General features: G+C 72.6%; 18 protein-coding genes. 15 read left to right on the forward strand and 3 right to left on the reverse strand.

Annotated elements, in window-relative coordinates; all coding sequences use genetic code 11:
• The first annotated feature begins 94 nt into the window (after positions 1 to 94).
• From AB0I15_RS28730 to hypB, 13 genes are all read left to right on the forward strand, one after another.
• A complete protein-coding gene (locus tag AB0I15_RS28730) occupies positions 95 to 574 on the forward strand; it encodes a helix-turn-helix transcriptional regulator (protein ID WP_358101909.1) in 480 nt (159 codons plus the stop codon).
• 37 nt (positions 575 to 611) lie between these two features.
• Positions 612 to 1121 carry a YceI family protein gene (locus tag AB0I15_RS28735; RefSeq protein WP_358101912.1) on the forward strand — a complete coding sequence of 170 codons (510 nt, stop codon included), beginning with the start codon at positions 612 to 614 and terminating at the stop codon, positions 1119 to 1121.
• An 87-nt stretch (positions 1122 to 1208) separates the two neighbouring features.
• Entirely contained in the window at positions 1209 to 1514 is a 306-nt protein-coding gene (locus AB0I15_RS28740; protein WP_358101914.1) for a helix-turn-helix transcriptional regulator, read from the forward strand.
• Positions 1515 to 1533: 19 nt separating this feature from the next.
• Positions 1534 to 2106, forward strand: coding sequence for an SIS domain-containing protein (locus tag AB0I15_RS28745; protein ID WP_358101916.1), 573 nt, complete (start codon positions 1534 to 1536; stop codon positions 2104 to 2106).
• A complete protein-coding gene (locus AB0I15_RS28750) occupies positions 2103 to 2312 on the forward strand; it encodes a HypC/HybG/HupF family hydrogenase formation chaperone (RefSeq protein WP_358101918.1) in 210 nt (69 codons plus the stop codon). Before AB0I15_RS28745 ends, AB0I15_RS28750 begins: the two co-directional genes overlap by 4 nt.
• Positions 2312 to 2935, forward strand: coding sequence for an SIS domain-containing protein (locus AB0I15_RS28755; protein ID WP_358101920.1), 624 nt, complete (start codon positions 2312 to 2314; stop codon positions 2933 to 2935). Before AB0I15_RS28750 ends, AB0I15_RS28755 begins: the two co-directional genes overlap by 1 nt.
• The gene (locus AB0I15_RS28760) at positions 2932 to 4221 is read left to right on the forward strand and encodes a hypothetical protein (RefSeq protein WP_358101922.1); all 1290 of its coding nucleotides are present in this window, start codon (positions 2932 to 2934) and stop codon (positions 4219 to 4221) included. Before AB0I15_RS28755 ends, AB0I15_RS28760 begins: the two co-directional genes overlap by 4 nt.
• The gene (locus tag AB0I15_RS28765) at positions 4218 to 4691 is read left to right on the forward strand and encodes a hydrogenase maturation protease (RefSeq protein WP_358101924.1); all 474 of its coding nucleotides are present in this window, start codon (positions 4218 to 4220) and stop codon (positions 4689 to 4691) included. The genes AB0I15_RS28760 and AB0I15_RS28765 overlap by 4 nt, the downstream gene beginning before the upstream one ends.
• A 1-nt stretch (position 4692) precedes the next feature.
• Entirely contained in the window at positions 4693 to 4965 is a 273-nt protein-coding gene (locus AB0I15_RS28770; RefSeq protein ID WP_358101926.1) for a HypC/HybG/HupF family hydrogenase formation chaperone, read from the forward strand.
• A 10-nt stretch (positions 4966 to 4975) separates the two neighbouring features.
• Entirely contained in the window at positions 4976 to 6103 is a 1128-nt protein-coding gene (gene hypD, locus AB0I15_RS28775) for a hydrogenase formation protein HypD (protein WP_358101928.1), read from the forward strand.
• Positions 6100 to 7170 (forward strand): hydrogenase expression/formation protein HypE, encoded by a 1071-nt coding sequence (hypE, locus tag AB0I15_RS28780; protein ID WP_358101930.1) that lies wholly within the window; start codon positions 6100 to 6102, stop codon positions 7168 to 7170. The genes hypD and hypE overlap by 4 nt, the downstream gene beginning before the upstream one ends.
• On the forward strand, positions 7170 to 7643 hold the full coding sequence (locus AB0I15_RS28785) for a hydrogenase maturation nickel metallochaperone HypA (RefSeq protein WP_358101932.1): 474 nt from the start codon (positions 7170 to 7172) through the stop codon (positions 7641 to 7643). Before hypE ends, AB0I15_RS28785 begins: the two co-directional genes overlap by 1 nt.
• Positions 7547 to 8293, forward strand: coding sequence for a hydrogenase nickel incorporation protein HypB (gene hypB / locus AB0I15_RS28790; protein WP_358102120.1), 747 nt, complete (start codon positions 7547 to 7549; stop codon positions 8291 to 8293). The genes AB0I15_RS28785 and hypB overlap by 97 nt, the downstream gene beginning before the upstream one ends.
• 210 nt (positions 8294 to 8503) lie before the next feature.
• On the opposite strand, the gene AB0I15_RS28795 is transcribed toward hypB, so the two are convergent.
• Both AB0I15_RS28795 and AB0I15_RS28800 read right to left on the reverse strand, forming a co-directional pair.
• Positions 8504 to 9094 (reverse strand): DUF5998 family protein, encoded by a 591-nt coding sequence (locus AB0I15_RS28795; protein ID WP_358101934.1) that lies wholly within the window; start codon positions 9092 to 9094, stop codon positions 8504 to 8506.
• Positions 9095 to 9207: 113 nt separating this feature from the next.
• Complete coding sequence (locus AB0I15_RS28800; RefSeq protein WP_358101936.1) at positions 9208 to 12063, reverse strand: GNAT family N-acetyltransferase; 2856 nt, start codon at positions 12061 to 12063, stop codon at positions 9208 to 9210.
• Positions 12064 to 12231: 168 nt separating this feature from the next.
• Here AB0I15_RS28800 and AB0I15_RS28805 point away from each other — a divergent pair, with 168 nt between their 5' ends.
• Together AB0I15_RS28805 and AB0I15_RS28810 are read left to right on the forward strand one after the other, a co-directional pair.
• Positions 12232 to 13125 carry a sugar kinase gene (locus tag AB0I15_RS28805; RefSeq protein ID WP_358101938.1) on the forward strand — a complete coding sequence of 298 codons (894 nt, stop codon included), beginning with the start codon at positions 12232 to 12234 and terminating at the stop codon, positions 13123 to 13125.
• A 66-nt stretch (positions 13126 to 13191) separates the two neighbouring features.
• Complete coding sequence (locus AB0I15_RS28810; protein WP_358101940.1) at positions 13192 to 16026, forward strand: ABC transporter substrate-binding protein; 2835 nt, start codon at positions 13192 to 13194, stop codon at positions 16024 to 16026.
• On the opposite strand, the gene AB0I15_RS28815 is transcribed toward AB0I15_RS28810, so the two are convergent.
• On the reverse strand, positions 16016 to 18130 hold the full coding sequence (locus tag AB0I15_RS28815; protein ID WP_358101942.1) for a RecQ family ATP-dependent DNA helicase: 2115 nt from the start codon (positions 18128 to 18130) through the stop codon (positions 16016 to 16018). The genes AB0I15_RS28810 and AB0I15_RS28815 overlap by 11 nt on opposite strands.
• Positions 18131 to 18383: the final 253 nt, after the last annotated feature.

The following is an 18383-nucleotide window of genomic DNA, read 5'->3' on the forward strand; positions in this document are numbered from 1 at the left end:
CCGTCGGGTGGACACGGCAAGACAGAAGTGTCCCAGGACGGCATTTATGGTCCGGCGGTACCCTGATCAGGTGGCCGAGCCTCCAGAAGGGTCGATGGAAAACCCCGTCGAGGTGCTTCCCGTCGTCGTGCTGTCGAAGATATTTCCGGCCCGCCCGTCCTCGATTCCGGAAATCCGGGAATTCGTCCGGAGTGGGCTCGTGGACGCGTCTTTGGGCGATGCCGACAATCGCGCGCTGACCCAGCGGGTGTTTCGCGCGCTGCTCGACGCGGCGGGGCCCGCGGGGGTCATTCAGATCTCCATCCGGATTTTTCCCGGGCAGGTCGAGGTGGACGTGCTGCACTCGGATTCGGGGCTGCCCAGCGCCCCCGAGCTGCCGTCGTCCGCACCGCGCACGTTCGCCGAGTGGATGGCCGACGTCCTGCGCAGGAAGGGCCTCACCCAGGAGGCCGCGGCCCGGCAGCTCGGCGTGTCGGTCAAGACCGTGAACCGCTGGCTCGGCGGGGAGACCGAGCCGCGGCTGCGTGACCTGCGCCGCATCAAGGAGCGCTTCGGCGACCAGCCGCTGCGATGAGCTTGTCCGCGTACGGGGCCGGCCATACGGTGCCCGTATGGCGATGACGGTCGGTCCCGAGCACGGCAGGCTGCTCCTGCGCACGTCCAGGCAGGGGCTGGCCGCCACGGTGGGCCACGATCTCACCCTTGAGGTGACGCGCTGGTCGGGAGAGGTCGATCCGGGCACCGGCGCCGTGAGCGTCACCGCCGACCTGGGCTCGCTGCGCGTCGTCGAGGGCACCGGCGGCGCGATGCCGCTGACCGAGCGCGACAAGCGGGAGATCGTCCAGAACGCGCGCCGCCTGCTCGACGCGGACCGCCGCCCCGAGGCCCGCTACACCGCCGCTCACGACGCGACGGAGAGTGCCCTGATCGGCGATCTGACCCTGCTGGGCCGCACCCGCCCGCTCCGCCTCCAGGTCACCCGGCTGGACGGGGAGCGCTACCGCGCGACCGGCACCGTCGTGCAATCGGCCTACGGCATCAAGCCGTACTCGGCGTTCTTCGGCGCGCTCAAGGTCGCCGACCCCGTCGAGGTGGAGGCCGTACTCGACCTCTCCCACTGACCCCGCGGACACCTTTTCGTCCCGGGCGATTGACGGCCCTCCCGGCCGGACAGACACTTGTGACTTTCCACGGACAGAGGTGTCCGTATGAGTGCTCACCGGCTTGAATCCGCACGTGATCGCCAGTGGCTGTGCGCCCAGCGGCTGCGTGGGCGGCGGCTCGCGCTGGGGCTCACGCAGCACGAGCTCGCCGAGCGCCTGCGCCAGCGCGGCCGCCCGGTCACCAACCGCACGCTGAGCGCCATGGAGCACTGCCAGGGCCTGGACCTCGGGATGCTGCCCGAGCTCGCGGACGCCCTCGACTGCACGGTCACCTACCTCCTGGGACTCACTCTCGACCCTTCGGCGTGGCAGCCCGACTCCTCGATGTCGAGCGAGGCCCGCCCGCGCTGAGAAATGGAAGGTGACACCGATGTCACCCGTATCGCGAGCCGGCGTCACCGAGCTGGCGAAGCTGCGCGCCGCACCGCTGGCCGACCTGGCCGAGCACGCCCTCGATCTGGCCCTGGCCTGCCGGGCGATGGCCGAACGCTTCCAGCACGGCGGCAAGCTGCTCGCCTTCGGCAACGGCCTGTCGAGCACGGACGCCCACCACGTGGCGGTCGAGTTCGTGCACCCCGTGATCGTCGGCAAGCGCGCGCTGCCGGCGATCGCGCTGACCGCCGACGTCGCCACGCTCACCGGTGTCGGCCTCGGCGGCGCCTTCGCCCACCAGATCCGCCACCTCGCCGAACCGGACGACATCGCGCTCGGGCTGTGCTCGGGCGGCGGCTGCGAGAACGTCCAGCGCGGCCTCGACCAGGCCAGGGAGATGGGGCTGCTGCGGGTCGCCCTGACCGGCGCCCGCGTGAGCGTGAGCGCCGAGCACGTGCTGGCGGTCGCCTCGGCGGACCCGCGCGTCGTCAAGGAGGTGCACGTGACGATCTATCACGTGTTGTGGGAGCTCGTGCACGTCTTCCTGGAGCGTCCGGGGGTGCCGCGATGAGCGAGTGCCATGACGCTGTCTGCGTCACCTGCTCGGACCTGGCGGTGCCGGTCGTCGTGGCGCGGCTGCTCGACGACGATCTCGCCCTGGTCGAGACCGGCGGCGGGCTGGAGGAGGTGAGCGTCGCCCTGGTGGCGGCCGAGGCCGGCGACACGATCCTGGTGCACGCCGGCGAGGCGATCGCCGTGGTGCGGGGTGAGCCGTGATGTCGCTCGACTCGCTCTATCCCTTCCTGTACTCCGGCGGCGACGACTCCGCCGCCGTCCTCGAGCAGGTGCACCAGTCCACCCGGGCCAAGGTGGCCGAGATCGCGCGGCTGCGGGAGCGGGTGCTGGAGACCGAGGAGCGGCGGCTGCTGGAGTGCGCCGGCGCGATGGCCGTCCGCTTCGCCGCCGGCGGGCGCCTGCTCGCGTTCGGCAACGGCGGCAGCTCCAGCGACGCCCAGGATCTGGCCTCGCTCTTCCTGTCCTCGGGCCGCGGGGCGCTGTGCCTGACCAACGACATCGCCGCGGTCACCGCGCTGAGCAACGACGTCGGCTTCGACGTCGTGTTCTCCCGGCAGGTCGCCGCGTTCGGCCGGGTGGGCGACATCGCGGTGGGGCTGTCCACCAGCGGCGACTCGCTCAACCTGCTGCGCGCGTTCGACGAGGCGGCCAGGCGCGGGCTGCTGACGGTGGGCTTCGCGGGTGGCGGCGGCGGCAGGATGGCCGAGCTGGACACGCTCGACTTCCTGTTCACCGTGCCGTCGCCGTCGGTGCACCGGATCCAGGAGGCGCAGACCACGCTCTACCACGTCCTGTGGGAGCTCACCCTGGGCGGCCGCAAATGAGCGGCGGGATGGAGCGGGCGCGGGCGATCGCGGACGCGGTCCTGTACGAGGGGTACCTGCTGTACCCCTACCGCGCGTCGGCGGCCAAGAACCGGGTGCGCTGGCAGTGGGGCGTCGTCATGCCCGCCTCCTACGGGCGGGAGCCGGCCCGGCTGGGCACCGAGCTGCTGGTGGACGCGCCCGTCTCGGCGATCGTGCACGTACGGCTGCGGTTTCTGCACCTGCGCTCGCGGGTGGTCGTGGACGGGGCGGGCGCGGTCGTGCCGTCGATGGTCGCGGGCGGCGTCGAGTACACCGCGTTCGAGGAGGCCGTGGAGCGGGAGGTGGACGCGGCGCCGCGGCTGGCCGATCTGCTGGGCGCGGGGAGCCGGGTCCCGTTCGAGGTGGACGGTGGCGAGGAGGCCGAGGAGATTCCCGGCGGCAGGCTGGTGCGTACGCATCGGCCGTTGCGAGGAGAGCTGTCGTTACGGGCCGAGCCGCTGGCCGGGCCGTACGGCGGGCTGGTCCTGCGGCTGGACGTGGCGAACACCTGCGCGGCGGCGCCTCGTACCCGGGACGAGGCGCTCGAACATGCCCTGATCGGCGCGCACGTGCTGCTGTCGGTCTCCCCCGGCGGTTTCCTTTCCCTGCTGGATCCGCCGGAGTGGGCCGCGGTGGCGGCGAGGGAGTGCCGTGCCGACGGGCTGTGGCCGGTGCTGGCCGGTGAGCCGGGCAGCACCGGCACAGTGCTGTGCGCGCCGATCATCCTGTACGACCATCCGGCCGTGGCCGCCGAGAGCGCGGGCGAGCTGTTCGACGGCACCGAGATCGACGAGATCCTGACGTTGCGCACGATGGCGCTGACCGAGGAGGAGAAGCGGCAGGCGCGCTCCACCGATCCGCGGGCGGCCGAGCTGATCGACCGGGTGGACCATCTGCCGCCGGAGCTGCTGGAGCGGCTGCACGGCGCGATCCGCGGCATGCGCCCGGCCGGGGACTCCGCCGGGGCAACCGTCACCGGCCGCCCCGCCACCCCGTGGTGGGATCCCGGGGCCGACGCGTCGGTGTCGCCGGAGACGGACCGTGTGCTGGTGGGCGGGGTCCCGGTGGCCGCGGGCTCGCGCGTACGGCTGCGCCCGGGCCGTCGCGCGGACGCGCAGGACATGTTCCTGGCCGGGCGCGAGGCGCTCGTCCGGGCCGTGCTCCACGACGTGGACGGCAACGTGCACCTCGCCGTCGCCCTCGGCCCCGACGACCCCTTCCAGCGGTTCCGCTACTTCGCGCCGGACGAGGTGGAACCGCTGTGACCGGCCGGGTGCTGGTCGCCGGCGTCGGGAACGTGTTCCTCGGCGACGACGGCTTCGGCGTGGAGGTGGCCCGCCGCCTGTCGGTCATGGGCCTGCCCGGTCGCGTCCGGGTCGCCGACTACGGCATCCGCGGCCTGCACCTGGCGTACGACACGGCCGCGGGGGCGTACGACATGATGATCATGGTGGACGCCGTCAGCCTCGGGGACCCGCCCGGCACGGTCTCGGTGATCGAGCTGGAGGGCGGCGGCGCGTTCGAGCCGAAGGGCGGCGGCGCGCTCGACGCCCACGGGATGCCGCCCGAGGCCGTGTTCACCCTGGTGGAGCGGCTAGGCGCGCTGCCGGGCCGGGTGCTGCTCGTGGGCTGTGAGCCCGCCTCGCTCGAACACCGGATGGGCCTCAGCCCCGCCGTCGAGCGCGCCGTCGGCGCCGCCGTGGAAGCGGTCGTCGACCTGATCGAAGGGAACTGACATGTGCCTGGGCATCCCCGGCGAGGTGATCGAGATCCTGACCGACCGGCCCGACCTGGCCCGGGTCGACGTGAGCGGCGTGAAGCGGGCCATCAACATCGGCCTGCTGTCGGAGGAGCGGGTGGAGCCGGGCGACTGGGTGCTCATCCACGTCGGCTTCGCGCTGGCCAAGATCGACGAGGCCGAGGCTCGGGCGGCGATGGAGTTCCTGGAGAGCATCGGCAAGGCCTACGACGACGAGATCGCGGCGCTGCGCGAGTCGCGGATCATTTAGGAGGTGTCGCATGCGGTACGTGGACGAGTTCCGCGACAAGGACAAGGCCAGGGCGTTGTCCGCGAAGATCGCCGCACTGTGCGAGCCCGGCCGCGCGTACAAGTTCATGGAGGTCTGCGGCGGGCACACGCACACGATCTACAAGCACGGGCTGGAGGACTACCTGCCGGAGAGCATCACGCTGATCCACGGCCCCGGCTGCCCGGTGTGCGTGATCCCGATGGGACGCATCGACGACGCGATCCACATCGCCCGCGACCCCCGCGTGCTGATGACCTCCTTCGGCGACATGATGCGCGTGCCGGGCAGCGACGGGAACTTCTTCGACTCCAACGCCGAGGGCACCAGCATCCGCATGGTCTACTCGCCGCTGGACTCACTGAAGATCGCCAGGCAGAACCCGGACAGGCACGTCGTCTTCATGGCCATCGGGTTCGAGACGACCGCCCCCTCCACGGCGATGACCGTGCTGCGCGCGGCCAAGGACGGCGTCGAGAACTTCTCGATCTTCTGCAACCACATCACGATCATCCCCGCGATCAAGGCCATCCTGGACTCCCCCGACCTGCGGCTCGACGGCTTCATCGGGCCGGGACACGTCTCGACGGTGATCGGCTGCCGGCCGTACCGGTTCATCGCGGAGCGGTACGGCAAGCCGCTCGTGGTCGCCGGGTTCGAGCCGCTGGACATCCTGCAGTCGATCTACATGCTCATGCTCCAGCTCAGGGACGGCCGGTCGGAGGTGGAGAACCAGTACGCCCGGGTGGTCCCGTGGGACGGCAACCCCGTCGCGCTCCGGGCGATCGGCGAGGTGATGGAGCTGCGGCCGTACTTCGAGTGGCGCGGGCTCGGGTTCATCTCGCATTCGGCGCTCCAGGTCCGGTCGAAGTACGCGGCGTACGACGCCGAGCTGCTGTTCGAGGTGCCCGGCGTACGGGTGGCCGACCCCAAGGCGTGCCAGTGCGGTGAGGTGCTCAAGGGGGTGCTCAAACCCTGGGAGTGCAAGGTGTTCGGCACCGCCTGCACGCCCGAGACGCCGATCGGAACCTGCATGGTCTCGCCGGAGGGCGCCTGCGCGGCGTACTACAACTTCGGCCGCTTCACCCGCTCGCGCGTGCGGGAGGCGAGCGTCACATGAACCGGGAAGAGCTGGTGCTGGACCGCATCGACCGGGCGCGCAGGCGCCGGCCGAAGGTCAAGGAGGAGCGGATCACGCTCGCCCACGGGTCCGGGGGCAAGGCGTCGCGGACGCTGACGGAGGCGGTGTTCCTGGAGGCGTTCCGCAACCCGCTGCTGGAGCCGCTGGAGGACGCCGCCGTGCTCTCCGTGGGGCGGGAGCGGCTGGCGCTGACCACCGACTCGTTCGTGGTGTCGCCGCTGTTCTTCCCCGGCGGGGACATCGGTGACCTGGCGGTCAACGGCACGGTGAACGACCTGGCCGTCTGCGGCGCCCGGCCGCTCTACCTGACCGCCGGCTTCATCCTGGAGGAGGGCTTCCCGGTGGCCGACCTGATCCGGATCACGGACTCGATGACCGCCGCCGCGCGGGCCGCCGGGGTGTCCGTGGTCACCGGCGACACGAAGGTGGTCGAGCGGGGCAAGGCGGACGGGTGTTACATCAACACCGCCGGGGTCGGTGTGCTCGATCCGTCGGTACGGCTCGGCGCCGCGACCGTCCGGCCGGGCGACGCGGTCATCGTCTCCGGGCCGATCGGGGAGCACGGGATCACCGTCATGCTCGCCCGCGGTGAGCTGGACCTCGAGGCCGACCTGACCTCCGACACCGCGCCCGTGCACGGGCTGGTCGCCGGCCTGCTGGCCGCCGCGCCCGGCGTGCGGGCGATGCGCGACGCCACGCGGGGCGGGGTGGCCACCATCCTCAACGAGGTGGCCAGGGCGGCCGAGGTGGCCGTGGTCGTGGACGAGGCGGCGATCCCGGTCCGTACCGAGGTGCGCGGGGCGTCCGAGCTGCTGGGCATCGACCCGCTGTACGTGGCGTGCGAGGGCCGGATCGTGGTGTTCGTGGACGGCGCCGAGGCGGAGGCCGCGCTGTCGGCCCTGCGCGGGCACCCGCTCGGCGCGCAGGCCGCCGTGATCGGCCGGGTCAAGGCGGACCCGCCGGGGCTGGTGCTGCTCAACACCGTCTTCGGCGGCACCAGGATCTGCGACCTGCTGGTGGGCGACCCGCTGCCGAGGATCTGCTGATGCACGAGCTGGCGCTGGCCCAGGCCGTGGTGGACACCGTCGCCGAGCGCGCGGGCGACGCCCGGGTCACCTGTGTGCGGCTGGAGATCGGCAAGCTGTCCGGGGTCGTGGTGGATTCGATCATGTTCTGCTTCGACCTGGTCGCCGAGGGGACTCCTGTGCACGGGGCGGAGCTGGAGATAACCGAGCCGGGCGGGCGGTGCCGCTGCCGCGGGTGCGCCGTGGAGTTCGGCTGCGACGATCCGATCGTGCTCTGCCCGGGTTGCGGCGGGGCCGACGTGGCCGTCCTGTCGGGGCGGCAAATGCTGATCACTTCGGTGGAGGTGACCCTCTCATGTGCGGAACCTGCGGCTGCGCCGCCCCCCACGATCACGCCCTGGCCGGCGGGCAACCCGCCACCCCCGGGCAGGCCGCCGCCCACGGCCAGGCGCCCCACCCCGGGCAGGCCGTCGCCGCCCATGGCCGCACCCTGACCATCGAGCAGCGGGTGCTGGCGCGCAACGACGCCCTGGCCGAGCGGAACCGGGCCTGGCTGGCCGGCCGCGGCGTCCTGGCGCTCAACCTGATGAGCTCGCCGGGGTCGGGCAAGACCACGCTGCTGGAGCGGACCATCCGCGACCTGGGCGACCGGCTCCCCGTCGCGGTGATCGAGGGCGACCAGGAGACCGCGTTCGACGCCGACCGCATCCGGGCGACCGGCTGTCAGGCCGTCCAGGTGAACACCGGCTCCGGCTGCCACCTCGACGCCGCCATGCTGAGCGGCGCCCTCGACCGGCTGCGCCTGACCCCGGGGTCCGTGGTGTTCGTCGAGAACGTGGGGAACCTGGTGTGCCCCGCGCTGTTCGACCTGGGCGAGGCGCGGCGGGTGGTGATCACGTCGGTGACGGAGGGGGCGGACAAACCAGTGAAGTATCCGCACATGTTCCGCACCGCCGACCTGGTGCTGCTCAACAAGATCGACCTGCTGCCGTACGTGGGCTTCTCGTGCGAGGAGTTCCGGGCCCGGCTGCGCCAGGTGAACCCGGCCGCCCCGGTCGTCACCACGTCGGCGACCCGTGGCGACGGTGTCCCCGAGTGGCTCGCGTGGCTCCGGGAGCAGACCGGCGAGGACGGGTTCCCGTGAGCCGGTGAGACTCCGCGGCCTCTGTGGCCGGCCGTCTTTCCCATGCCGTTCCCCGCCACCTGGCTCTCGGCCGTGGTGCCCGCGTGCCTCTCAGCCAGGCACGCCCGCCCAGGCGCTCCGTGCGTGCGGTCGCCGTCACGTGAGGCGCACCGCGAAGACGCGGACCGCCGGGGAGGTCGATCCTTCGTCGCAGGGGATGTGGGGGAAAGGTCAGGAGGCGGCGCGGGCGGTGGCCTCGGAAAGGGACTTGGCGAAGGCGAGGACGTGGGTGACGGCCTCCGGGCCGTCGGCCGCCTCGCTGACCCTGAGCGACAGGTCGTCGGCGGTGATCGCGCCCGTGTAGCCGTGGTCGGCCTCGCAGTTTTCGTCACCGCACGTGGCCGGCTCGAGGTCGACGTGGGAGATCGCGCCCCAGCCGATCGTGAGCGTCACCTCCGTGGGAGGGACGCCGGGGACGTAGGAGGCGGGGTCGGGCACGACGCGGGTGACGGCGACCGACTGGACGCGGCTCAGGCGCACGGCCTCGGTGGTGGTGGAGGCGTGGGACGCCGAGACGCCCTCCACGGCCGGGTGCTCGTCGGTGTGGCAGACGAGCAGCCGTGTCGCCGACAGCACCAGGACGGTGACGTGTCTGCGCACCTCCATCGCGGGATCGAAGGTGGCCTCGTGATGGACCACGAACGCGGTCACGGCCTCCTTGCCCAGCGCGGATTCGACCGCATCGGTGACGAGGTCGGGGTAGTAGCCGCTGCGCTCGATCGCTTCACGCAGGCCCGCGGCTGAGACTCGGGTTTCCCTCATGGCTCCATCCTGCCAGGACCGGGCAGTGCACTCACCCGCCGGATATAACGCTCTATAACGTCTTTGTCCGGGCACCATAGGACACTCCGTCCTCTTCCTTCGCTGAGGGCGGATCACGAGAGCCTGCGCGGCCCACCGTCCAGCCGTGGCCCCGCCGGGGTGCGCAGGGTGGCGCGGGCGCCGAGGATCGTCACGTCGGACTCGCCCACGAGCACCTGGTCGAGGTCGAGCCGGGCCATCTCGGGCAGGTCGTGGGCCAGGCGGCCGACGCGTACGAGCAGGTCTTCCAGGGCGTCCACGGCCACGGGCGGGTAGCCGTACTCGCCGAAGAGCAGCGGGGCGGCGCGGACCGAGCGTACGAGCTCCGAGGCGTCCTCACCGGTCAGCGGGGCCAGGCGGAAGCCCTGGTCGAGCAGGAGCCGGGCGGTCACCTCGCCGAGCCCGAACGAGACGACGGGACCGAACGCGGCGTCCTCGATGACGCTCACGACCGTGGGCACGGCCGGCTGCGGCGCCATCCGCTGCACCGCCAGCTCCACCTCCTCGCCGAGCTGCTCGGCGAATTCGGCGTACGCGTGGCGCACCATCTCGGGGCCCGTCAGCCCCAGGCGTACGGTCCCGGCACGGCGCGAGGCCCCGGGATCGGCCACCTTGAGCACCACGGGCCACCCGAGGCGCTCGGCCGCGGCCACCGCCTCGCCGGGCGACCGCACGACCTCGGCGGGCCAGACGGTCAGGCCGTAACAGGACAGCAGCTCGGCCGCGTCGACCTCCACCCGCGGCCCGGCCTGCGCGAACCCGCCCCCCTCGGCCCCGCCCACCGTCCCCGCCGACGTGCCCACCGGACCACTCGCGGGATCCGCCCCGGCGGAGTCCGGAGCGGAGTCCGGAACGGAGTCCGCAGTCGGTGTGGAGGCCGCAGGAGAAGCCGCAGGCGGAGGGGAGGCCGCTGCGGCCTCCGGAGGCTGAGCGGAGGCCGGAGGTGGAGTGGAGGCGGTGGGCTCTGGGGTGGAGAGGGTGGATTGGACGAGGGTGCGGGCGCGGAGGGTGTCGATGTCGTTCACGTCCGGCGGCGGGACCGCGGGATGGGCGCGCCAGGTCGCGTAGCGGACCACGTGGGCGAGGGCGCGTACCGCCTCCTCCGGCGCCGCGTACGACGGGATGGAGCCGCGCGACGGCGTCGGCCCCGAGCCCGGCGACGGGGTTTCGACGCGGAGGGCCGGATGCATGCCCAGATGCCCGTGGAACGTCGTCAGCACCGGCTTGCCCGAGTCCTTCGAGACCCGCAGCAGCTCGGCGGCCACCTCATCCGTCTTGCCGGGAATGGGCGGCATGTAGATCACGACGGCCGCGTCCACGTCGGGGGAGCCCAGTTCGCCGGCGAGGGACGTGCCGAACTCGCTGGCCCCGGCGGCGGGCCCGAGGTTGACGGGGGGACGGGGGTCGAGACCGGCGGCGAGGCAGGCGTCGGCGGCGAGCAGGCCGAGCGCGTCGGAGTTGGTCACGAGCGCGACCCTGGGCCCAGCCGGCAGCGGCTGGTAGGCCAGCAACTGCCCCACGTCGAAGAGCTGGATGAGGTCGTCGACCCGGATCAGCCCCGCCTGCGCGAACAGCGAGCTGATCGCCGAGTCGGGCAGCCCGAGCTCCTCCGCCGAGTGCCCCGCCGGGGTGCCTCCGCTCTTGACCACCACGATCGGCTTGCGCCGGGCGATGCGCCTGGCCAGCCGGGTGAACTTGCGCGGATTGCCCAGCGACTCGAGGTAGAGCAGGATCACCTCGGTCGAGTCGTCCTCCTCCCAGTACTGCAGCAGGTCGTTGCCCGACACGTCGGCCCTGTTACCGGCCGAGACGAACGACGAGATGCCCATGCCCCGCTGCGCCACCCGCTGCAGCAGCGCGGTGCCGAGCGCGCCCGACTGGCTGAAGAACCCCACCTTCCCCCGCCCGGGGACGGTGGCGGCGAGCGTGGCGTTGAGTTTGACGGCGGGGTCGGTGTTGGCGATGCCCAGGCAGTTGGGGCCCACGACGCGCAGGCCGTAGGAGCGGGCGATGCGGGCCAGTTCGTCCTGCCTGGCCCTGCCCTCCGCGCCCGTCTCGCCGAACCCCGAGGAGACCACGATCAGCCCGTGCACGCCCTTCTCGGCGCACTCCTTGACCACGTCGAGCACCCCTGAGGCCGGTACGGCGACCACGGCCAGATCGACCGCGCCGTCGATCTCCCCCACACTCGGGTAGGCCCGCACGCCCGCCACCGCGCGCACCTCTCTGTGCACGGGATAGACGGGCCCGGTGAAGTCGGCGGCCAGCAGGTTGCGCAGCACGGTCTGGCCCACGCCGCCGGGCTCGCGCGAGGCGCCGACGACGGCGACCGAGCCGGGGCTGAGCAGCCTGGCGATCGACCTGGACTCGGCCCGGTGCTCGCGCGCGGCCGTCACCTCGGCGGAGGTGTCGGTGGGGGTGAGGTCGAGCGTCATGCGTACGACGCCGTCGGCGAACTGGCTCTGGGCCGTGTAGCCGGCCTGGCGCAGCAGCCCCATCATGCGCATGTTGGCGGGCAGCACGTCGGCGACGAAGCGCTCGATGCCGTTCTCGCGGGCCGTGGCCGCCAGGTGCTCCAGAAGAACGGAGGCCACTCCCCTGCCCTGGTGGGCGTCCTCGACGAGGAAGGCCACCTCGCCCTCGCCGGGCGCGGTGCGGTCGTAGCGGATCACGGCCACCATCTCGTCGCCGATGGTGGCGATCAGCGCGACCCGGTTGACGTAGTCGACGTTCGTGAACCGCGCGACCTCCCGGTCGGACAGCCGCGGCCGGGGCCCGAAGAACCGGAAATAGATCGACTCGTCGGACAGGCGGGAGTAGAAGGAACGGAGGCGGTCCGCGTCGGCGGGCCTGATCGGCCGGACGTGCGCGGTGCCGCCGTCGGCCAGGACGACATCGGCTTCCCAGTGGGCCGGATATTGTGCCTCCACAGCCTCGAGCGTAAACCCGCATCCCAAATGCCAAGACCGGGGGGCCTGTTGGGCAACGCTTGTGCATCGACTGACGCCCGGTGTCATGGGTCCGCCCCACGGGCAGCCCGGAAGCTGTTAGTTTTGCCGTGGCCAGGCTCGTTCTGAAGGCAGCAAGGTGGTGACATCATGACGCGGGTCGTCGTGGTGGGCGATCTCATGACCGACGCGGTCGCGCGCGCCCGTTATGCGCTCGCCAGGGCGAGCGACACCCCGGCGATCGTGACCATGCACGGCGGCGGCTCAGGGGCGAACATCGCCTCGTGGCTGGCCGTCGAGGGTGCCGAGGTGGCCTTCATCGGCCGCAGGGGCGCCGACATCACGGGGCGCAACCGTGACATGGAGTTGATGGGCTACGGCGTCGACGCCCGGCTCGTGATGGATCCCGAGCGGCCGACCGGCACCTGCGTGGTGCTGGTCACGCACAAGGGCGAGCGCACCATGCTCTCCGACCCGGGCGCCAACGCGGCGCTCTCGCCGGAGGACCTGCCGCGCGATCTGTTCACGCAGGGCACGCACCTGCACCTGTCGGGCTACACCCTGATCAACGAGGGCTCGCGCGACGCCGGTCTGGCGGCGCTCGACATGGCCCGCCGTGGCGGGATGTCGATCTCGATCGACTGCGCCTCGTCCGCTCCCCTGGAGCGCATGGGCGCCGAGCCGTTCCTCGAGTGGACCAACGGCGTCAAGCTGCTGTTCGCGAACACCGACCAGGCCAAGGTGCTGACCGGCCGCGACGACGCGGAGGCCGCCGCCAAGGTGCTGACCGCGTGGTTCCCGCAGGTCGTGATCAAGATGAACAACGACGGCGCGCTGTGGTACAGCAACGGCCGCCCCGATCCCGTGCGCGTGGCCGCCGAGCCGGTCGACAAGATCGTCGATGGCACGGGCGCGGGCGACGCCTTCTCCGCCGGCTTCCTGCCCGCGTGGCTGGAGGGCAAGCCTCCGGCCGAGGCGCTGTCCTCGGGCTGCCGGCTGGCGGCCAAGGCCATCATGCATCTGGGCGCGCGCCCGCCGTTCTAGGTCGCCTTGACGGCGCTAGGGTGAAAGATCCCGGACAGCGCCTAGATGAGGAGTCCGATGTCTGGCGTGCGCCCCTTACGTTCCGGCGATCCGTCCTCCATCGGCTCCTACGAGCTCACCGGGTTCCTCGGAGAGGGCGGGCAGGGCAGCGTCTACCTGGGGCTGACGCCGTCCGGTGAGCGGGTCGCGGTCAAGCTGCTGCACGCCAGGTTCACCGAGGACGAGCGGGCCGTGCGGCGCTTCCTGCGCGAGGCCGACGCGGCGCGGCGGGTGGCGGAGTTCTGTACGGCGCGGGTGCTGGACGTGGCGCAGGCGGACGGGCAGCCGTACATCGTCGGCGAATACGTGGAGGGCCCGTCCCTGCAGCGCCACGTGACCACCGAGGGGCCCATGCGCGGGCAGGCCCTCGTCCGGCTGGCCGTGTCCACCGCCACCGCCCTGGCCGCCATCCACCGGGCCGGGGTGATCCACCGCGACTTCAAGCCGGGCAACGTGCTGCTGGGGCCGGACGGGCCCCGGGTGATCGACTTCGGCATCGCGCGGGCGCTCGACGTGAGCCAGAGCATGACGTCGAGCGTGGTGGGGACACCGGCGTTCATGGCGCCCGAGCAGTTCCTGGGGGACGCGGAGCCGGCGAGCGACGTGTTCGCGTGGGCGGGGACGATGGTGTTCGCGGCCACGGGGCGGGGGGCGTTCGGGTTCGGGGCGCTGCCGATGGTGATGCACCGCATCCTCAACTCCGAGCCCGACCTGGCCGGGGTGCCGGAGGAGCTGGTCCCCCTGCTCCGGGCGGCGCTGTCCAAGGACCACCGCCAGCGCCCCGCCGCCGACCGGCTCCTCCGCGACCTGATCCGCCCCTCCGGCCCGCAACCCGCCGCACCGGGCCAGGGATACGCGCCGCCTCCCCCGCCGCCTCCCGGGTCGGCGGGAGCGGCGGCTCCGGGTGGACCGTGGGCCGGGGGCGCGCCCGGACCCTTCGCGATGCCGGCGCTCCACGACCCGGCTCCCCCCGGAGCGCCCCGGCCCTCGATGCCGGGCCCGGCGCCGGCCGGCGCCGGGCAGCCGCCCTACTTCACGCCACCCGCGCGCGGGACGCTGGGCACGTCGCCGGCGCCCGGGGGCCGCTCCGGGAAGGGCCTGCTGGTGACCCTGAGCGCGGCGGCGACGGCGGTCGTCGTCGGGGTGGCGGCCTGGGGGGTCGTCCAGCTCGGCCGGCAGGGAACGCCGACCACCTCCACGTCCGGGTCGCCGACCGCGGGCCCGGCCGCCGCCGGTTACGGAGGCGCGCTCACCTCCGTCGTACGCCCGTCCGGCAAGAAGGGCGGCACCGTGCGCCTGGCCTCGGCCGTGGGCCTCGACTCCACGGACCCGGGCGACATGTTCATGGCCCAGTCCTGGAACCTGGCGCGCCTCTACGGCCGCTCGCTGACGATGTTCAAGCCGGTTCCCGGAGCGGCGGGCGCGCAGGTCGTGCCCGACCTGGCCGAGGCGCTCGGGCAGCCGAGCGACGGTGGCAGGACGTGGACGTACAGACTCCGCCAGGGGGTGAAATATCAGGACGGCACGCCGATCACCTCGGCCGACGTGAAGCACGCGGTGCTCCGCAGCATGGACTCCGGCCTCATCCAGGGCTCGCTCTTCTTCGACAACCTGCTCGACCTGCCCTCCGGCTACGAGGGCCCCTACAAGTCGCCGGAGGCCGGCACCGGCTCCGCGATCGAGACCCCCGACGATCGCACGATCGTCTTCCATCTCCGCGAGCCGTTCGCCACGTTCGACCACGTCGCCCAGCTCCCCGAGACGATCCCGGTGCCGAAGGCGAGCGACAAACGGGACAAATACCGATTCAGCGTGATCTCCTCTGGCCCCTACCAGGTGGACAGCGCGGACGAGCAGGGCGCCGGCGAGGTGGTCGTCCGCCTGAGCCGCAACCCCCACTGGGACCCGGCCACCGACCGCAACCGCACGGCCCTGCCCGACCGCTTCGAGCTCTCCTACGGCATGGAGACCGCCGAGGCCGCCACCGCGATCAAGGCCGGAGCGGCCGAGGTGGGCTCGGTCCTGCCCGACGCGGAGATCGCGGGGATCCTCGGCGACCCGGCGCGCAAGGCCCAGGCCGACGCGCCCATCACGACGATCCGCACCCTCTCGATCAACCCGCAGGTGGCGCCGTTCGACAAGATCGACTGCCGCAGGGCGGTGGTCCGGGCGCTCGACCTGGAATCCGTGCAGGCGGCCGACCGCGCTCTGCCGGACCAGGTGCCCACGTCACTGGTGCCGCCGACGGTGACCGGCGAGCACTACGCGGACCCCGACCTGCGGCCGCGCGGCGACCAGGCCGCCGCCCGCGAGTCCCTCGCCAAGTGCGGCCGGCCGGACGGCTTCTCCGCCGTCTACCTCCACCGCGACCTGCCGGGCGAGACAAAGGCCGCGCAGGCGGTGAAGGCCGGCCTGGCCAAGGTCGGTATCGAGATCACCCTCCAGCAGGCCCCGATCACGGACTTCTACCGCTCGAAGGGCGGCAGCCCCGAATACCTGAAGAAGCAGAAGATCGGGCTCGTCGCGAGATCGTGGATCTCCGACTGGCCCGACCCCTGGTCGTACCTTCCGCTGCAGGTGGACAGCAGGCAGATCAGCGAGAAGGGATCCTCGATCAACGTGAGCGTCCGGCTGCCCGCCGTGGACGAGCTCCTCGACCGGGCGGCCAAGGAGCTCGACGCGCAGGTCAGGGCCGGGCTGTGGGCGGAGGTGGAGCGGCGGGTGGCCGACGAGGCCGTGCTCGTGCCGCTCACCTGGCGCCGCTCCCTGCTGCTGCGCGGCGCCAAGGCGGCCGACCTGCACGTCAGCCCGGTCTACGGGGACTACGACCTGGTGACCATGAGCGTGACCGCTAGCTCGTGACCGCCAGCGCCAGCGGCAGCACGGCCGGGGCGCCGGCGTGGCGGATGAGGGCGACCCCGAGCGTCATCGTCCACCCGGTGTCGACGCGGTCGTCCACGAGCAGCACGGGCCCGCCGCACTGGGCGATCGCGGTGCCGAGGTCTTTGGGCATGGCCAGCGTGCCCCTGATCGCCTGCACCCGCTTGGCGCTGTTGAACTGCTGCCCGGGCGAGCCCGCCCGATAGCCCAGCTCCCCCAGATAGGTCAGCCGACCCACCTGCGCCAGCCGCTCGGCGAACCCGCGCACCAGCTTCGGCCGCGACGCGGACGGCACACTGACCACGGCCACGGGACGCTCGCGCCAGTCCCACGCGGACAGCACCTTGATGACGGCCGCGAACATGTCGTCGGCCATCGGCCTGTCCTCCCCGCCGAACAGCTCCCGCAGCCGGTTGCCCCACCCGATGTCGGTCAGCCGGCCGAGCGCCCTGCCGGGCTCGGCGCCCAGCTCGGCCTTGATCCGGCCGGACAGGTCGGGCATGCCGGTCGGCCACTGCTTGCGGGCCTCGATCTCGACACCGGGCCGGCTCAGCCGCTCGCGGGCGGTCTCGACGGCCTGCGCGCCGATCTCCGGCGAGCGGTGGTTTCCGGTGCAGTTGTCGCAGCGGCCGCACGGCGTGGCGGCGTCGTCGTCGAGGTGCCTGCGCAGGTATCGCTCCCGGCACTCGGTCGTCGTCAGGTAGGCGAGCATGGCCTCCTGCTCGGCCCTGCGCTCGGCGGCGATGCGGGTGTAGCGCTCGGTGTCGTACGCCCACTCCTCGCCCGTGGCCTCCCAGCCGCCCTTCACGCGGCGGACGGCGCCGTCGACGTCGAGGACCTTGAGCATCATCTCCAGGCGGCTGCGGCTCAGGTCGACGGCGGTCTCGAGCGCCGGGGTGGACATGAGGCCGCGCTCCTCGAGCGTCTGGAGGGTGGTGCGCACGACGGGCTCGGGCGGGAACGCCAGCGAGGCGAAGTAGGCCCAGATGTCGCGGTCTTCGGTGCCGGGCAGCAGGATCACCTCGGCCCGCTCGACGCCGCGCCCGGCCCTGCCGACCTGCTGGTAGTAGGCGACCGGCGACTGCGGGGCGCCCACGTGCACGACGAACCCGAGATCCGGCTTGTCGAACCCCATGCCGAGCGCGCTCGTCGCGATCAGCGCCTTGATCTTGTTGTTGAGCAGCGCCTCCTCGGCCGCGAGCCGCTCGGCGGGCTCGGTCTGGCCGGAGTAGGCGGCCACCTCGTGCCCCTGCTCGCGCAGGTAGCCGGCGATCTCATGGGCGGCGGCCACGGTGAGGGTGTAGACGATGCCGGAGCCGGGCAGCTCGCGCAGCGCCTGGGCCAGCCAGGCCAGGCGCTGCTCGGCGGAGGGCAGGCGCACGACGCTGAGGTGGAGGCTGTCGCGCTCGAGCGCCCCGCGCAGGACGAGCGTGTCGTCGCCGTCGGGGCGCAGCTCCGCGGGCAGGCGGAGCTGCTCGGCCACGTCGCGGGTGACGCGGGCGTTGGCGGTGGCGGTGGTGGCCAGGACGGGGATGCCGGGCGGCAGCTCGGCGAACAGCGTGGCCAGCCTGCGGTAGTCGGGCCTGAAGTCGTGGCCCCAGTCGGAGATGCAGTGGGCCTCGTCGACCACCACGAGCCCGGCGCTCTCGGCCAGCTCGGGCAGGACGTTGTCGCGAAAGTCGGGGTTGTTGAGCCGCTCGGGGCTGACCAGCAGCACGTCGACCTGGCCGTCGGCGACCTGGCCGTAGATCTCCTCCCACGCCTCGGGGTTGGCGGAGTTGATCGTGACGGCCTTGATGCCGGCGCGCTCGGCGGCGGCGATCTGGTTGCGCATGAGGGCCAGCAGCGGCGAGACGATGACGGTGGGGCCCTCGCCGAGCTCGCGCAGGAGCGCGGTGGCCACGAAGTAGACGGCCGACTTGCCCCAGCCGGTGCGCTGGACGACGAGCACCCGGCGGCGGTCGACGACGAGGGCCTCTATGGCGGCCCACTGGTCGTCACGAAGCCGGGCGTGCTCTCCCGCGAGCGCGCGCAGGCGCTCCTCGGCCTCTTCCCGCAGCATCACAACATCGGGCGCGTCAATCATGCCCCCCTTGTTACCAGCTTCCTCCGACGATACGCGCATCGTCTTTTCGAAAACCGTCATTCTTCACGGCTTCGCCGGGCCGGCCGCCACCCGCCGCACAGGGCTGGCGACCTCCAGGAACACGCCCGCTGACCGCCACGGGGCCGGGCGCCGTCACGCGCGCGCCGCCGGCCGATCACGTGGTGGGAAAGCCCGCCCTGGGCACGACGCCGGCCGCGGATGGGCCGGGGGGTGAGCCGGCGTCGTGCCGGTA

Source organism: Nonomuraea sp. NPDC050643 (genome assembly GCF_040654715.1).
Classification (GTDB): Bacteria; Actinomycetota; Actinomycetes; order Streptosporangiales; family Streptosporangiaceae; genus Nonomuraea.